Source organism: Arthrobacter sp. CJ23, assembly GCF_024741795.1.
Lineage (GTDB): Bacteria > Actinomycetota > Actinomycetes > Actinomycetales > Micrococcaceae > Arthrobacter.
The window spans coordinates 3,591,186-3,608,328 of record NZ_CP102950.1; the positions used below are offsets into that span (position 1 = coordinate 3,591,186).

The 17,143-nt window shown below is 57.8% G+C and carries 14 protein-coding genes and 1 pseudogene; 5 read left to right on the plus strand and 10 right to left on the minus strand.

Going from position 1 to position 17,143, the window contains the following annotated elements; translation table 11 throughout:
- Positions 1–422: 422 nt before the first annotated feature.
- Positions 423–2,567, plus strand: a complete 2,145-nt coding sequence (locus tag NVV90_RS16150; protein ID WP_258438261.1) for an acyltransferase family protein — start codon at positions 423–425, stop codon at positions 2,565–2,567.
- A gap of 286 nt (positions 2,568–2,853) precedes the next feature.
- Here NVV90_RS16150 and NVV90_RS20980 read toward each other — a convergent pair whose 3' ends face one another.
- From NVV90_RS20980 to NVV90_RS16195, 10 genes and pseudogenes are all read right to left on the minus strand, one after another.
- Entirely contained in the window at positions 2,854–3,015 is a 162-nt protein-coding gene (locus NVV90_RS20980) for a hypothetical protein (RefSeq protein WP_309304070.1), read from the minus strand.
- 39 nt (positions 3,016–3,054) lie between these two features.
- Positions 3,055–3,468, minus strand: a pseudogene (locus tag NVV90_RS21110) (hypothetical protein); the annotation flags it as partial.
- 9 nt (positions 3,469–3,477) lie between these two features.
- A complete protein-coding gene (locus NVV90_RS16160) occupies positions 3,478–4,746 on the minus strand; it encodes a lipopolysaccharide biosynthesis protein (protein ID WP_258438262.1) in 1,269 nt (422 codons plus the stop codon).
- Positions 4,743–5,717 (minus strand): Coenzyme F420 hydrogenase/dehydrogenase, beta subunit C-terminal domain, encoded by a 975-nt coding sequence (locus tag NVV90_RS16165; RefSeq protein ID WP_258438263.1) that lies wholly within the window; start codon positions 5,715–5,717, stop codon positions 4,743–4,745. The genes NVV90_RS16160 and NVV90_RS16165 overlap by 4 nt, the downstream gene beginning before the upstream one ends.
- A 237-nt stretch (positions 5,718–5,954) precedes the next feature.
- Positions 5,955–7,031 carry a polysaccharide pyruvyl transferase family protein gene (locus NVV90_RS16170; RefSeq protein ID WP_258438264.1) on the minus strand — a complete coding sequence of 359 codons (1,077 nt, stop codon included), beginning with the start codon at positions 7,029–7,031 and terminating at the stop codon, positions 5,955–5,957.
- On the minus strand, positions 7,031–8,398 hold the full coding sequence (locus NVV90_RS16175) for an O-antigen ligase family protein (protein WP_258438265.1): 1,368 nt from the start codon (positions 8,396–8,398) through the stop codon (positions 7,031–7,033). Before NVV90_RS16175 ends, NVV90_RS16170 begins: the two co-directional genes overlap by 1 nt.
- Entirely contained in the window at positions 8,395–9,333 is a 939-nt protein-coding gene (locus NVV90_RS21115; protein WP_396125319.1) for a glycosyltransferase family 2 protein, read from the minus strand. The genes NVV90_RS16175 and NVV90_RS21115 overlap by 4 nt, the downstream gene beginning before the upstream one ends.
- Positions 9,334–10,005: a DapH/DapD/GlmU-related protein gene (locus tag NVV90_RS20985; protein WP_309304071.1), complete on the minus strand. Its 672-nt coding sequence runs from the start codon at positions 10,003–10,005 to the stop codon at positions 9,334–9,336.
- Positions 9,990–11,084, minus strand: coding sequence for a glycosyltransferase family 1 protein (locus tag NVV90_RS16190; protein ID WP_258438266.1), 1,095 nt, complete (start codon positions 11,082–11,084; stop codon positions 9,990–9,992). Before NVV90_RS16190 ends, NVV90_RS20985 begins: the two co-directional genes overlap by 16 nt.
- Before the next feature lie 142 nt (positions 11,085–11,226).
- Positions 11,227–12,396 carry a glycosyltransferase gene (locus NVV90_RS16195; protein ID WP_258438267.1) on the minus strand — a complete coding sequence of 390 codons (1,170 nt, stop codon included), beginning with the start codon at positions 12,394–12,396 and terminating at the stop codon, positions 11,227–11,229.
- 391 nt (positions 12,397–12,787) lie between these two features.
- Between NVV90_RS16195 and NVV90_RS16200 the strand changes: the two genes are divergently transcribed.
- From NVV90_RS16200 to NVV90_RS16215, 4 genes are all read left to right on the plus strand, one after another.
- Positions 12,788–14,146, plus strand: coding sequence for a sugar transferase (locus NVV90_RS16200; protein WP_258438268.1), 1,359 nt, complete (start codon positions 12,788–12,790; stop codon positions 14,144–14,146).
- Positions 14,147–14,192: 46 nt separating this feature from the next.
- A complete protein-coding gene (locus NVV90_RS16205) occupies positions 14,193–14,342 on the plus strand; it encodes a hypothetical protein (protein WP_258441260.1) in 150 nt (49 codons plus the stop codon).
- Between the two features lie 2 nt (positions 14,343–14,344).
- Complete coding sequence (locus NVV90_RS16210; RefSeq protein WP_258438269.1) at positions 14,345–16,225, plus strand: DUF4012 domain-containing protein; 1,881 nt, start codon at positions 14,345–14,347, stop codon at positions 16,223–16,225.
- Between the two features lie 152 nt (positions 16,226–16,377).
- Entirely contained in the window at positions 16,378–16,965 is a 588-nt protein-coding gene (locus NVV90_RS16215; protein ID WP_258438270.1) for an LPXTG cell wall anchor domain-containing protein, read from the plus strand.
- The last annotated feature ends 178 nt before the right edge of the window (positions 16,966–17,143 follow it).

Sequence of the window (17,143 nt, forward strand, 5' to 3'; positions counted from 1 at the left end):
ACGGCGTTTCGAGGCGCATGGGTCCCGGGAAAGGGATTCCCTGATGTGTGTTGTGCCGCCGTCCGGACGGCGCTGGTGAGGATAGCCGGTCCTATCTTGCTCTTCCGACTGGGCACATTAGTCCCACAGCAGCTTTCCTCTACTGGCCTCCGCCGGGAACGCTGACTTTCGACCAATGCAATGAACTCTCGATGCCATGCCGACATGGGCCGGCCTGGTTTCTGGCACTGATATCGGTACCGGTACCGGTACCGGTACCGCGATACTTCCGCATTTTGACATAAGACGGGATGCCTAAGCCATCCAGCCAAGACCGCTTACACCGCCCACCCAGAACTTGAGGCCTTTGTTACACACCGCAGCAGGCCCTCTGACACCTTCGTCGGATTGCCGCATCTCGGTCATACTCTTGGGGGAAATTCATGCCTATCGCGCTGCTGCGTAACTTCACGCCCAAACGGCGTGTATCTCCATTTGGGACAGTCGGACGATCACCCAGTCTAGGTAAGACATCTCTGCGTCCTGATATTCAAGGCCTACGTACTTTTGCCGTCGTGGCTGTGATCCTCGACCATCTCCTTGGGTGGCCCAGCGGAGGGTTCGTCGGGGTCGACATTTTCTTTGTCATTTCAGGTTTCCTGATTACAGGCCTGCTCCTACGTGAGCACGAACGGACTGGCCGAATCGCCTTTGGCAGCTTCTACAGGCGCCGCATTAAGCGAATCCTTCCAGCCGCTGTCCTCGTCCTCGTCGGGACAGTGATCGCTGGATTCTTCATCTTCAACAAGGTTAGGGCTTGGAACACATTCTGGGACGGGATCTGGGCATTCCTCTTTGGTGCTAACTGGCGACAGACGGTCGTCGGAACTGATTACTTCGCCGCTGGAGGCCCGGTCTCGCCGCTCCAGCACTATTGGTCCCTTGCTGTAGAGGAACAGTTCTACTTCGTGTGGCCTTGGCTGATGCTGGCGCTGTTCGCCCTGACGGGTCGCCTATATAAGGGCCGCGCAAACCCGCGAGTCGTCGCAGGAATGGCCATGGCAGTCCTAACGCTGGGCTCGCTCGCTTGGTCGATCTGGGACACAGCGACGAACCCAAGCGTCGCCTACTTCTCAACTTTCTCCCGCGCATGGGAACTCGGAGTCGGTGCTCTGCTGGCGTGCTCGGCAAGCATCTTGCCCCGGATGCGCTCATCTTGGCGGCCATTCCTCGCCTGGATCGGCATCGCGGGCATGGTCGCATCACTCTTCCTGATCGACCCGCAGAAGAATTTCCCTGGCCCGTCGGCCCTCCTCCCCGTCCTCTCGACGGCGCTGGTAATTGCAGCAGGCACAGGCACTTCAGAACACAAGTTCCTTTGGCCGCTAACGAACCCCGTGTCGCGCTACATCGGGGATGTCTCATACTCGCTGTACCTCTGGCATTTCCCGGTGATCATCTTTGCCAGTGCTTTGAACGCTGATAAGCAAGGCTTCTTCCATAACATGGCTGCCTTTACGGCAATGCTTCTGTTGTCAGTATTCGCGTACCACTTGGTCGAGGATCCCATCCGCAAGTCTCGCTGGCTGAGCGGGGAACGGCACTGGCTCCGTCACGTCAGCGTTCCCGACTCTTACAAAGTCACGGCGCTTGCTGCTCTGGCGACTGTTACTGCCATTGTCGTGGGCGCGGCCATGGTGGCCAAACCTCCTGTGGAACAAGGCTCCCTCGCACAGCCCGCAGCGGTTAGCGCGCCTAATCCGACGGCTTCTGCCGCAACGCCGACCGCCGGGCCCGAAGTGACAGCCTTACAAAGGCAAATCGCAACCGCGCTCTCTGCAACTTCTTGGCCTGAGAACTTAATCCCCACCATGGATGAGGCCGTCGGCAACCACGAAGCACCAGCGGGAGTCGCCGAATGCGGAAAGACCGTTGCACCTTCCCTGACCGATTGCGTGTGGGGCGACGTAGACGCACCGAAAACCGCGGTGGTCGTCGGGGACTCTGTGGGCGTCGCCTGGGTCCCGGCCCTGATGGGAACATACGCCAAGGGCGACTGGAAACTCCTCATGCGTGCCCAGTTTGGCTGCCCGTTCGCCGAACGGGCAGCCAAGAATGAGACCGCCGACTGCGCGAAGCACAAGCAAGCCACAATCAGCGACGTTCAGCAGATCAAGCCAGACTTGCTGATCGTTGCGAACAACTACCCTGACTCGGGTGACGCGCCAGCATGGGCGAGGGGCGGAACCGCGATCCTGGCGAAAGCTGGAGCGAAGTCCACCGTCGTTCTGTCGTCTCCGCCCCACGACAAAGACGTTCAAAAATGCTACAAGCCAGGAAGTGCGCCACGCGACTGTGTGAGCGTGGTCAACAGCTGGTATACGGACCTCACTTTCGCTGAACGGCGAGCTTTCGAGGACGCGGGTGCCAAATATGTGAACACGACACCTTTGTTCTGCTCGTCCGACGGCATTTGCCCAGCCTTTGTAGGTGAGACGCCCGTGAAGCTCGACCAGGTGCATATGACCCTCTGGTACGGGGAAAAAGTTGCGCCGGCGCTGAATGAACTTATCCGGCCGCTTCCGTAGTAGGAACTACCTGTACTGGCGTGATTGCTCCGATAGCACAATGGCCCCACCTTTCCGTGTTAGGGAGGGCGGGGCCATTTGCATCAGAACACTGGCAACTTGGTGACGAGATTAACTACTGAGGCGATGCCGTCGACCATGCATGACATGGGTGTGTTCCGTCAGCGACTGGCTGTCCGAAAGCAACCGTCCACGTACCAGACCTGGTGAAGCTTGTCAGGCGGGCTTGAAGCTTCCTCCGGTTGAAGGCATTCCTATCAGCGTCCGCAGAATATCGGGGCGGTTTCTAGACGTTCTCGGCCGCCACGTCGTGAAGGATCTCTTCGGGCGGACGTAACCAAAAGGCTTTCTCGCTGACCACGTCCCGCTCTTGCTCGGTCAAGCGCTGGCCGATGATGCGCGCTGGATTTCCCACAACGATACTGAAATCCGGCACGTCCTTGGTCACAACCGAACCGGCTCCCACTACAGCGCCGGTTCCTATACTTCTGCACCCTGGAAGAATGAGTGCACCAGCACCGATCCATGCGTCGTCCCCTATCTCGCACGTGGTCCGTTCTACATCGCGTTCGGAACCTACTAGGCCCAGCCGAGGATTGTAGAAGTAGGGATGTAGGGAAAGGCTGCCCAAAGGATGGGCGGCGCCAAATCTGCGGACGTCAGGACCGATGGACACGTATGCTCCGATCTTTAGCCCAGCGTCAGACATGCCGGGCACTAGAAGAGACCCATAGCTATAGTTACCCACCACAACGTCGTGTCGTCCTGCTAAGTAACCCCTAAGCGAGAGTGACGTCATCTGTCCGCCTTCAAGCCGCACTGCCACCGCCAGGAGAAAGCGCCCCCATCTTCCGGGTCCGAGGCGGTTAGCGAACCGGTGAACAATGGATGATTTCATCATGTAGGACTCCTAGGACTTTCCGAAGAAGATGCGTACAGTTCGCTTAATGTCGCCAAAACCAGGAATCATCCGGGTGAGGCCCACTCCCAGGCCTGACGCCGTAATGATCACGAGGATCAGATTCGCAACAATCACGACCACGATCGCGCCGGCCATTCCCCATACGGGTAGGGCCAGAGCAAAGCCCCCAACGATAATCGCCAAAGCTATCGAATGTCCGAGGAACATGACCCGCCCGCGACCCATAGCATTGAGAATTCCTGCCTGAACAGATGCAACAACTCCCAGAGCTACCACCGGGGCAAGCCACAAAACGAGAATGGAAGCCTCGGAGAACTCGGAACCAAAAACGAACTCTACGAAGAGCGGTGCAAGGGCGACGACCGCCAAACTCGACACAATTCCGAGAATCCAGCTTGAGCGGACAGCCTCTCCGATCAGGGCTCGTTGGCCCCGCCTGGCAGTGTTGGCGATTGACCCAAAGTAGCTGGCGGCCAGTGCCTGGCTGAGCGAAAGAGGGGCCGTCACAACTGAAGCGGCTACCGAATACAGTCCCACGGACGCAGCGCCTAACAGCGGAAGCATAAGAACCTGATCAAGTCTTCTGAGGCCGGCTTCGGCAGCAGTGCTGCCCGCATACTCTCGACTCTCACGAACCACGATTCTGAGCCCGAGACGTGGTCCGCGCAGACTTATCCGCAGACGGTGCCAGGAGAGCAACGCAGTCAGGATGGTTGAGCATCCGTAGACAGCTAGGACGGTTGCCGAGGAAATCAGGCCGACGCTCCAGACGGTTACTACACCAACCACCATCACCAAAGGCTGGGTGAGGAATACTAGCATCACGCCAAAGTAGTCCGACCGGACGACAAAAATTGAGACATCAACCATCCATGAAATGGCCAGTGGCGATATCAAAACTACTATGTCAGCAGTGAGCAATACGTCTGGGGTAAAGCTGGAAAACAAAGTAAAGTGCAAAATTAGGGCTAGCAACGTAGCCGGTATGAAGAGGATAAGACACAGTACTCGTGCAGAGCGGACAACGCTCTCCTCGTCTCCGACTGCAGCAATACGACGAACACCCAGGTGAAGGCCATACGAGAGAAGCACGGGTGCGAGGCCGAAGACGGCGATTGCGGTGGCCGTCTCCCCTCTTCCTACCGGTCCCAAAAACCTAGCAATCAGTGGCACCGACACAAACGACAGAGCGGTCGCTATTAACCGCCCAATCGCCATGAGGCTGGGAGTGTTCCAGCGAGAGAACTTGGAGGTCATTTGCCACGAACTGTGCGCAGAAAAGTGCCAGCCGTTGCGCGCGTATTCTGCCGGATAGATGCAACGGCTAGGCCAAGCAACCCAAAGCCTCGATAAATTGGGACTGGGCGCCCGCCTAGGATGCGGCCCGCTAGTCGACCGACCATAGTCGTTCGTCTAATCCTCTGAAGCGGTTGGATTGTCATCAGAGCATCCATATTCGCCGGAGCAAGAATGAGGACACCGGCAGAAACCGCTTCCTCCACAATGTTGAGGCCACGCGCGGTGCGGGCAATAACAACGGAGTTGCCCTCCGAATCGCTAAAAGACGGATAGCCTTTAGAGTCGGTTTCCCAGTAATCACCTACGGCTATGTCGGCGAATTCACCAGTGCCGTCGACGCACACCTTGCAACGCCACTGAAGATCACGCCCAAGATGTTTGCCCCACGAGTCATCGTATGAAACCTGGCTGACTTCACCGGTTTCATCCTCAAATCTGAAATAGCCGGGCCATCCATTGCCTCGGTACCGGAGTGACTTGATACCGTCCGGATTGCCACCCATCTTCTCAATAAGGCGGTCAGTGGCAAGCTGGCTCGGGGTACCTGCACAAAAGAACGAGAGCCGCACGGGTCCATCTTGTCCCTGAGCATCCCCGAACTGTGAGGCGGCATAGGCTTCACAAGGCTTGCCCACGAAGACGCTTTTGCTGTTTTGGTGATCGTACTGGCTGGCGTTCGCAACAGGTGCATACCGTGAACCCGAGGCAGCCACGGCTTCTTCCCTAGACATAATACGGACCGGGACACTTCGCGAGGGTGCGTCGACTTGAGCGCCAACGCCGGTGACCTGCGTTGCTCGCCTGGACTCAAGCAACCAAACGCTCAGTGCAGTTAGCACGCCTCCGCTGCTGGCGCTGAATCGAACTTCATCATCAGTGGCAAAGCCGGTCCAAACCCCGAAGTAGCTTCCAAAAACAGGATGCGACATCGGAGCGCTCAATCGTCGTGCATCGACGCCGACTCCCGGGCAAATTCGTCGAAAGTCCGCGGTAAGTCGTCTGTCGTCGCTGGCCTGCGGCCCGGACGCAACAGTCGGCCTGAGAAAGCCCTCGTCTGTCAAGCCCATAGAGATCGACGAATCAATCAATGTGCAGGCGCCGCATCCGCTGCATCGACCGCTGCTAGCGACGCTTGATACCGCCCGCTCTAATCTTGAGGATCTCACCTACGTCCACCCCATCTGCAGGCCTTCGACAACTGCCCCAAGCTTTACCTCAGCTCGCTCGTTGAGTGCAGCAATCTGGCGGCTCGTGTCCTTAACGTCCATGTAATCGAGCGTCGCGGCGACAGGGTCTTTCGAAGTCGCCAAATCTACGACTTGGTTCCAGCCAAGATCGTCGAGGAGCGGCGCAAACTTCCGTGAATAGGCCCATGCGATCGCTGGCGTTCCGACAGAAAGACCATTCAAACAAGCGTGCATCCTTGAGCCGACAACCACCTCTGCCGAGGCAAGAATCTGTCGAACGTGCACGAGACCCCGAGGGATTATGTACGTTGCGTCGGAGCCGTAGAGCTCTTGCAAAGACGGGAAGATTCGGCAGTCGTTGTCCGCCGACGGGCTGTCGAGCACATGAGCCAAGAAAGAAACAGAGCGTCCGTCGGCCAAAAGCTGATCGACCAATTTCTGAACGGACGTGCGGTAGCTAGACGAATCACCGTGCCTGCTCGAATCCCATAAGAGTCCCGAAACGTTGACCACGACCCCTTTTCGAGGCTCCTGCAATGGTCGATCCAACGCGAAGACAACGTCAGTGGCCGTCACGCTTACCGGGGCACCAATAGCGCTGGAGTACTCCGCGCTCTTAGAATCACGCGCGACTGACATAGCGCTCGAACGGAGCATAGACCGGCCCATCCACTTCGCGGCCCGAGAAGAGAACGGTCCGATCGTTTGAGGCCCTATGATCAGGGGCACTCCCGTCCTGCGACAAAGGAGGTGAACATGCCGCATGAGCGCGAGCCGTTTCAGCCCGTAAATATCGCTAAAGCTATCGCCTCCACCGATGTCCACGACGACGTCGTACCGCTTGATGAAGCTTGCCAATGGCCCACGGGCGCCGACCAATTCTTTGGCAAGATGGCGTCCAGAAAGCCCAACGCCGTCGTCGTTGGTTGCGTCGGCCAGGCTGTCCACGGTGATCCCAGGGAAGGCCCGTTTCAGCAGAACTTCCATTCCCTTGGCCAACACCCTAACACCGAGATTGGGCGATTCTTCATCTGCCCAAAGAACAAGTGCCTTCACTACTGTCGACCTCCGAGTGAGATTGTTGAATTAAGCTTATCGTCAAATTTCGGGTAATCAGTTTGGTCAGCCCTGCCGACGACCATCGCGAGCGATAACCACGCGTACTGAAACCATAGAAAATTCGTAAATGCGGCGCAAATAGCGATCGCCACGAAAACGGCCAAACTTTCGGGACGCCGTTCCGTAAGTCTCCACAGTGCGAAGAACAACCCTAAGAACAGGGCAAGTCCGATAAACCCTGAGTCGTACACCAATGTGATCCAAAGCGAGCCGAGATACGCCGGACCCGTTCCGGTCGAATCAATGGCATGATACTGCGAGAAGGAATTAGCTCCTAGGCCAACCCACCAAGCATCCCAGCTGCTAAGGTCACCGAAGGCAAGTTCAAAATTGTCGATTCTGTATGCCCCGGTTCCGCTGTCGGATTCCAGGAGATTCTGCAACCGGTAGGTAATCTCTGTTCCAAGGACGCCGGCCGCCGCCAGCGTCGAAATCAGAAACGGTGCGGCCACGCCAACAATACCGATGACTCCGCCTAGTAGTACAGACCGAGCTGAACCGCGTCTGAGGACATTCAGTAGCCCAAGGGCCACCACAGCCACCGCAGCCAACCAAGCGGATCGAGTACCGGCAAATAGCACTCCCACCACAATCACTGCCGATGCGATCTTATCCAATCGACACAAAGAGCTACGCCAGAAGTACAGGACGCCCAGCCACACAACCGCTTGACTCGCGAAGATATTGGGTTCAAAAGAAAACCCCTGTAAACGTCCACTAACCGGGCTCACACCTAGCAAGGAGCCGGATCCGAGCGTCCGAGCGGCATAACTGATCAAACTCAGCAGCGTCACACAGGCGAAAATGTAGGTGCCTGCTCTAACTAACGTGAGCTTCGCATCACTAACAGTGGCGAAGGGAAGAAGCCACACGATACCTAGAGCGTATTGCAGAACTATCCATAGGCTGGCTGCTGGATTGGGGCTACCCAGAGAAACCACTGCAGCCCACAGAATAAACCCTGAAGCCAGGCATATGAGAGGAACGCGGGACTTCTGGACCGCAGCCGGAATTGACAGCCTCATGTGATAAATCAAAATCAAGAAGACAGCCGCAGTAAGATGCTCCGGTCGAACGGTAAGAAATCCAAGATTAATTGAGATCCCATTGACGGTTGCACCCAGGAAGACGACGACCCAGCTCGCTACCATACCCGAGCATGCCACAAGAAGAAGCCCAACAGCAAGAATCACCAAATAGATCTCGGACGATTCGGTCGCCTTGGTGGCAAAGAGCACAAGGGCGATAAAAATCCCAAGAAAACCTAGAATAAGCGTCCCGAATGACGGATTGTTTATCTTCATTTGGCGCGAAGAATTGCGGCACTGAAGGCCCTAAACCTACGTGACTCATGCCGCCAAGCAAGTTTGTCTTCTGAAGTGGCTCCCCTAAGCGCATAATATCCAGCCCTGGACATCAACCCCAGAGCCACCACTAGCTTCCAAGCTACGCTGGAGGCTTTGCTTTGGCTTAAATCCTGATCATAGAAGTGCCAAAGGTTTACAATCCAGTCCGCCTTCATTGATTTCGGCTCAGAGGTACCTGTCCCTGCTGCGTGACTAATCTGAATCCCAGGTAGCAGGCGTATCTTGTAGCCGGCCGACACGACCCGGTAGCAGAACTCTATGTCCTCGGCATACATGAACCAACGCTCAGTTAGCCCCCCAACCGCAACCCATAGATCCTTGGGTATTGCTAGGCAGGCGCCCGTGGCCCAATCAACGTCCCGCGCCGACCTCGCCTGACGCGGATAAAGATAATGTCCTTCAAGGACGCTGGGACCTGCCAGCCTGGCCAGTCCAGAGTAGTGCAAAATCATGCGGCCCAGGTGCGGCTGACGTCCCGCGGAAACTACGCTCAACCTTTGCTCGGGGTGAACGATCATCGGCGCTAGGACGGCCCCGGGATACACCCGGCTAGACTCCAAGAGTTGCCCGAAGGCCTCAGTGGTCCCTACGGCATCTGGATTGAGTAGAACAATCGTCGATCCACTACTAGCTTCGGCCCCTCGGTTGACCGCCTTCGCAAACCCCTCATTGTTCTGGTTAATGATGAGTCTTGCGTTCGGGATCACGGCACTACAGATTGCTAAGGTCTCATCCGCTGAGCTATTATCCACGATAATCACTTCGTGACCTTGCTGCACAAGATCGATTAGCGGCTCCAAGCAATCACGAATGACACGAGCACTATTGTAAGTGACTATAATAAACGAGCTGAATTCAGTATCTGCTAACATCTATCGGACTCCAATTACTTTTGCTGGAACGCCGCCCACTATGGTTCGCGCAGGCACATCCTTCGTCACGACCGCTCCCGCAGCAACGATCGCCCCATCGCCAATTGAAACACCTGCGAGCACCACGGCGTGGGCCCCAATCCACACGTCATGGCCAATTTCAACGGGTTTTCGGATATGACCCTGCAATCTTATTGGAGTCTTGGGATCCTCAAATTGATGATTCTCGGAGTAGATCGCCACAAAGGGGCCCAATAGAGCATCCCGACCAATGGTTACTCCTCCACCACCATGAATCACATTGAACGCTCCGACTGACGCTCCGTTACCAATTGATATACCTTCTCCCACACTGCGAATCACGGCGCTGCCTAGAAGCGAAGCGTTGCGGTCGATCGTGACCCGGTCACCAAGTGTCACGCCGCCCCGAGATACGGCGTTGATAGTGACACCGTCACCGATAGTGCATCCTTTGCCGAGAACGAGAGATCTGCGACCCAAGATCTTGGCCCTGGGCCCCAGGAACACGTTGGCACGCAGCCAGACAAAGCCGCGTATTATCTGGATTCCCTTACCCACAGAAAATGAGGCAAGATCGCGAGTGGACAGATCAGGATCCAAACCGTCGCTATCTCGGAGCTGTCGATAGATCCTATCTAGGATGCGGCGCACCGCCCACGTCCTTCCATTCTCAGAGTACGTCTCATATTTCCGACGACAGCCGCCCAGTTGTACTTTGTCAAGGCGCGATCAATTCTCAGTCGAGACTCAACCGATTCTGATGGCAGGTCAGAGTTAACCAATCGGTGCAATCCGCTGGAGATACTCCTTACGTCCTTCGGATCAAAATAGACATGAGCGAGGTCAATTTCTCGGAATACATCGATGTCGCTCGCGGCTATTGGCAGATTAAAGCTTGCGGCCTCAAGAAGCGGTAAGCCGAACCCTTCGTCAAGACTTGGAAAAATGAAGCCTGCTGCACCGCGGTAAAGATCGCGCAATTCGGAATCACTGACACCGCTGCGAAAGTGAATTGAATTTGACTTTCTCCCTATGGTCGCATTCTTGCCATTGGGCTCACCGACAATAACCATATCGAATGTGTCATCAACAGCGCTTGTGCTCTCAAATGCGTGAATTAGGGCCTGTATGTTTTTTCTTACATTGAGTCGACCAACGGCCAAAAGATATGGTTTGGCTTGAGTGGCCGGGATCGGTTCTTCTTCACTCCTGCTTGAGACCCATGAAGGAAGGCCAAGCCCGACTGCATGTGTTTTGTTGCGAGTCCGATAAAAGTATTTTTGGATTCTTCTCGACTCAGTTGCCGTAGAAGTGAGCACAAGATTTGCAGCCCCGACGGACAGCGTTGCTAGGCTAAGGTAAATGCGCTCTTTAGCGGTGAACCACGCAGGGTGCTGTCTAAATATTCCGTCATGAAGAAACGTAGCCTTGGTCGCACGATGCCGGAGTAGGGGTGTGAAGTTCTGAGTCACGACGGCATCAACATCGCTGGGTATGCGCATGGTTATTACGGCCAGCGCGTGAATGGGCGCGCGAGTGTCGAGTACTGAGATTTGGCTGTTCCTCACAAAGTCGAGGTCTTCAACCAGCGCTCGGTCGACCCTGCGAACTAACAGGAGAATTTCATCTTCTGGAAACTGTTGGCACCAAGCCTGGACTATCTCACGTACGACCGTCCTCCCCGAAGGAGGGCCGTTGACCAGCCAATAGGCGTCGAAAAGCAACTTCATAGGTTCCACCAAATCGTTAGCAGGTTGAGGGCAAGCCGAGATCGATTTGCTCAGCATCGCGAAGAGAGCACTGCGCGCTCGTACGTCTACGGATCTGGATCAGTTCATTATTCGGTCTGGTCATCGGTTGTGCCGCGACGTACTACTGGTTGCTTCCCATGCGTGTGTGTACATTTCCGCGCAAATCAGATTCTGCGGGAGGTAACTGCGCCAGGAGCGCCTGCTCGTAGCCGTCGCATACGCCAGCCCAGGAATACCTGGACTGAGCCCGTTCGACGATTGCAGTTACGTCTACGGAGTGCGCTCGCTGCATTGCCGCGTCCAGTTCGTCGGATATCTGCAACGAGTTTGGCTGTACAAAGGTCCCTGTATCTGCAAGAACCTCGCGGTTGTATACGGTGTCCCTGGCAACGATAGGGGCTCCGCATGCCATCGCCTGGACGAGCGCTGGATTTGTCCCGCCTACACTGTGCCCGTGGAAATAGGCGCCTGCATGCTGCCACAGGGCGTGTAGCCTACGATCATCGCTAATGTGGCCCAACCAATGAACGGCGGCATGGTCCGCTGAGAGTTTGGCAGCTCGTGCATCAAGTTCCCCACCGTATCCAGACGACCCAACGATAACAACCGGGTACTTTTGGGCCAGAACCTCGGCAGCTTCGAAGAACTCCTCCATCGTGTTCTCCGGCACAAAACGAGCGACAGCCAGAACGTAGCCTCTGTGAGACAGTCCCTCTTCCACGGGCAGGTCTTCAGGAATATCTCCACCGTATGGTACGAAACGAGACTGCCGGCCGAAATCATGCTCCCAGCGTGAAGCGATTGCCGTCGCATCCGCTATGAGTTCTGTAGCGTTCAGGGCGGTCAGCTTGGCACCCAGACGGAAAACAAGCTTCGCAAGGCGCCCCCATTTGGCACGCTCCCACTCGATTCCATCCACGTTAACTACTGTCGGGATTCCTCTGAGCCTCAGCAGCGGAAGCCAGAACCCATTGGCAACGTTCATGACAAGCGCAACATCCGGTTTGGTTCGAAGGGCATGCAGTACTGCCGTAAAGCCAAAAGACAACGTGCTGAACGACGACGTCTCAAGACCGCGCGTTTCGACAGTCCTTATGCGCTTATCTCGTGTTGGATCTGCTGGCTTGGTGGCCCCGGGGCGACCGTAGACGGTGACTGACCAACCTTTCGCGGCCAAATATGGCGCCAACCTGCGTACCGCTGTCTCGAACCCGCCATAGTAGCTCGGGTATCCACGCGTTCCAATAATTGCGACCGAGCGCCGGACGGACAATCCCGTATCTTGTTCCATTTTCCCCACTTTCAAATGGCTTCGTTCACGAGAACTGAATCAGGTGAGCCAGACCTACGCCGACAAGATCCCAGCAATCAGGTCCAATCATACGATTACGTCGAACCTCGTTCGACATGTGACGCACGACGCGGACGGGATTCGCCACACGAGCCTTCCTAGATCCTTCGCTAACCAGTCCATTCGAGATCGACTGTGAGACCGATGTTGCCAGACTCGGGTGACGGAAAATTGCGATGCTCCATCCCGACGCCCTGTATCCTTTCGACGGGGGCCTCCCGACGAACACAAATACAGGCATGGGGGACGATAATTGGGGACCGGATCTGGTTGGCGGCCGCGAACATCGCGGCTTCTCAAGTTTGTTGATGCATTTGTCATCGTCTGGGCCGTGTCAGGAGCGTATGTCATCCGCTTTGGCCTTGAGCCGGACTTCCTACTAACGGGTCAAGAACCCAACTATTTTTGGCTTTCAGTTGCGCTGGCGGCCGCTTGGTGGATCATGCTGGGCGCATGGAACAGCCGGCAGAGCCGAATCCTTGGGGCCGGACCCGATGAATATAAGCGAGTTGCCGCAGCGTCGCTGTGGCTCTTCGGACTCATAGCCATTTTCTCTTACGTTTTCAGGTTCGAAACAGCCAGAGGCTACGTCGGTGTTGCGCTTCCTATTGGTCTCCTGGGTCTTCTTCTCGCCCGTTGGCTTCTGCGGCAGCATCTGAGCCTTGCCCGACAAAACGGAGGGAGCATGTCTAGGCTCCTACTTCTAGGTGGTCCCGGCGCCGTGGCACACCTCGCTGCATCGCTGCACGGTGCGAAGCACGCGGGATACCTGCCAGTTGCCGCTTATACACCAGGCGAACTAGAGCTGCCGTCCGTGGAAGCAAACTCAGGATTGCCGATTTTAGGACACGGGACAGAAACGCAGGACGTACTAAGGGCAATTGACCAGTGCCAGGCGGATGCCGTGGCTGTTTCCGCCGGTGTGCGGCTGCATCCACAAACGATCCGACACCTCGGTTGGGAACTAGCAGCACGAAACGTTGGTCTCATCATGGCCCCCGCATTGACCGATATTGCAGGCCCCCGGATCCACACCCAGCAAGTCGCGGGCCTGCCGTTGATTCACGTAACCACACCCACTCTGGAAGGTGGCCAGCGAGTCGCGAAGCGCCTGTTTGACGTCTTCGTCGCAGCCCTGCTAATTCTCTTCTCATCGCCGTTGATGTTGGCTATTGCCGCCCTGGTAAAGATCGACAGTAAAGGCCCTGTCCTGTTCAAACAAGGTCGCGTGGGAATGGAAGGCAAACACTTCCAGATGCTGAAGTTCCGTTCCATGGTTGTGGACGCAGAGGCCCGGCTCGCGGAGCTCGAACACCGCAATGAGGGGAAGGGCCTTCTTTTCAAGATCAAGGACGACCCTCGAGTTACTCGTATTGGCGGCGTCCTCCGGAAGTACAGCCTCGACGAGCTTCCTCAGCTTTTCAATATTCTGGTCGGATCGATGAGCCTCGTGGGCCCTCGCCCGCCCCTGCCCCGCGAGGTGGAGGCTTACGAACACGACGTCCGGCGCAGGCTGCTCGTCAAGCCGGGATTAACAGGGCTCTGGCAGGTAAGTGGCCGCTCCAACCTCTCGTGGCAGGACTCTGTTCGATTGGACCTCTACTACGTGGAAAACTGGTCTCTGGCCGGCGATCTCGTCATCATTCTCCGCACAGTCCGCGCCGTCTTCCACAGCAACGGCGCATATTAACCAGCCTCTTGAACGCGGAACAGCTCTGCGGAAGGAACTAATCAACATGCGTATCTCAGTGATCGACTGTGGCTACCTCGGCGCAGTCCACACAGCCTGGATGGCTAAGCCAAACGGTCTTGACGGCCGCAACGCTTTGGACGCCGCCGAGTGGCGCGCTGCTGGCTGGCATTACCGCGGACTGGGCCGTCCCTAACCATGAGCGAAACGCGCCAACGAGAATCTGAACCCGGTACGGGCCTGAAGTCAGGCGCTCCGGGAACCCGTCGACGGCGGCTCCTCGCCGCCGTGATCAGCGCAGCAGCCGTGCTGCTGCTCTGTGGCGGTGCCGCTGCCTGGCTCGGCGCGAAGGCATCCACCATCGAGGACGAGCTAGCAGCCTCCATGCAGCTGATCCCGGAACTCAAAGACAGCGTCATCCACAACCGCGCGGACGAAGCGAGCGCAGCAGTCGCGGAGCTCAAGAGGCACACCGCGGCAGCCCGCGAGGCCGCCTCCGATCCCCTGTGGTCCCTGGCCTCGGCCATCCCGTGGCTGGGGGCAAACTTCGCCGCCACCACGGAGATTGCCCGCTCGGCGGACGATGTTGCCACCCTGGGCGTAGCCCCCCTGGTCCAGAGCTACGGCTCCCTGGACTGGGACAAGCTCCTGCCCAGCAGCACAGGTGCGGATCTGGAGCCGCTGCGCAACGCCGCACCGTCCGTATCCTCCGCGGCCCACGCCGTAAGGGCATCAGCAGAACGGCTGGACGGAATCGACACCGGCAGCCTCCTGCCGCAGATCGCCGGCCCCCTGGCCGCGGCCCGGGAACAGCTCAGATCAGTGACAGCCACCCTGGACGCGGCCGCCAATGCCGCTCAGTTGGCCCCCGCCATGATGGGCGCGGACAAGCCCCGGCACTACCTCCTGCTCATCCAGAACAACTCCGAGGCCCGCGCTACCGGCGGCATTCCCGGCGCGTTGGCTATCCTCACCGCAGACAAGGGCAAGCTGAGCCTGTCCGAACAGAGCAGCGCCACCGAACTAGGCAGGTTTACGCCGCCCGTCCCGGTGGAGGCGGAACAGCAGCGGATCTACACGTCCCGTATGGGTACGTTCATGCAGGACGTCAATTTCACGCCGGACTTCCCCACCAGCGCGGCCACGGCCCTGGCCATGTGGGAAGAACGCAAGGGCCGGAAACTGGACGGGGCAGTATCGATCGACCCCGTGGCGCTGGGCTACATCCTGGACGCCACCGGACCCGTGACCCTGAAGGATCCGCACTTGAGTGAACTGACAGCGAACAAACTCCCCCAGCAGCTCACCGGCAAGAACGTGGTGCGGACCCTGCTCTCTGATGTCTACGCCCAGATCGAAAAACCCGCCCTCCAGGACGCCTACTTCGCGGCCGTGGCCCAGGAAATCTTCGGCGCCCTCTCCACTGGCAAGGCCGACGCACCGGCCCTGCTTGCCGGTGTGGGCAAGGGTGTGGAGGAACACCGGATCCTGCTGTGGTCCGGCACGGGCACCGAGCAATCCGTGCTGGCCAAGTACCCGTTGAGCGGCTCCATTTCCGGTCCCAGCGTGCCCGCCGCACAGTTCGGCGCGTACTTCAACGACGGCACCGGTGCCAAGATGGACTATCACGTCAAGCGCACCGTCCAGCTCATCAAGAAGTGCGTAGCCGATGGCTACCGCCAAGTGACGGTCCGCGTCACCAGCACCAACACGGCCCCCGCCGACGCCGCGACCTCCCTTCCGGAGTACGTGACCGGCGGCGGAGCCTTCGGAGTGCCTGCAGGAACCGTCCGCACCAACGTTGTGGCCTACGGCCCGGCCCAAGCGCGTGTGGAAACCACCTTGCGCGACGGCGGCCAAGTTCCCTTCGGAGCCCAGCTGCACGGAGACCGACCTGTCGGAACCCTCACCGTGGAACTGGCGCCAGGGCAAAGCAGCACCGTGGACTTCAATTTCAGCCGAATTGTGCAGCACACCGAGCCCACGGTGGTGGCAACGCCCACCACCCAATCTGCCAATTCCATGATTCTGGCCACCCAAATTGAGACTTGCAGCGACGCTGTGCGACCAGCAGGTTAAACCTTTGTAACTACTCTGGACTTACTTTGCTGGACGTCAGCTCGGCTGATATTGTCTTTTTTGGGTAGGTCTTAGTTCCGGCTCACGGGGTCTTGGTGAGTGGAACGTCCGATATTCACATCACATTTCACATCTGGGTCTCAGGGGGACAAATGAAGAAATCTATTGCAGCGCTTGCGCTGGCAGGCACCATAGCACTGGCCGGCTCCGCGCCGGCCCTGGCTGTCGATTACCCGGCAACCGCCGAGGGTACCGTTTCCAGCGCCACAACTCCGGCGGGTACATCCGTCACCTTCTCCGGCACCGGCTTCACGCCCGGCGAAACCATTAACGTCACCGTGACCCTGACCGGCGGCCCGCAAGCCGCTGGCGCTGGTACCGGTAGCGTCGTCCGTGCAGTGGGAGGAGTGATACCACTGGCACCCATTGCACCGTCGGCTGTCGCCAACAGCGCCGGTGCATGGTCCACCACCGTCACCTTCGACGCCCCGGGCACCTACCTGCTCACCGCCGTCGGAGCCACCTCCGGCCGCAGCGTGACGGCCACGGTTGTTGTTACGGCCGGTGCCGGACTGGCTAACACCGGCGGCGGAACTCCGCTGGCCAACACGGGTGCCGGACTGGCCAACACCGGTGCCGACTCCAGCCTCATCCTCTGGGGCTTGGCAGGTGCAGGCGCTCTGGCCGCCGGCAGCGTCTCCGTTGTCATGGTTCGCCGCCGTGCCAAGGCAGGGGCATAACTGCAATTTTCCTTATCAAACAAGGAAGGGTTGTTTCTGGTTCGCCCGGAAACAACCCTTCCTTGTTTGCGCGTACGGTACTTTATGAGCATGGGGAGACATTGGCGGCAGCGCAGGAGAATCAGCCCGGTAAGGATCCTGGGTGCATTTCCGCGCTTTCCGGCCGTGCGGGTATTTC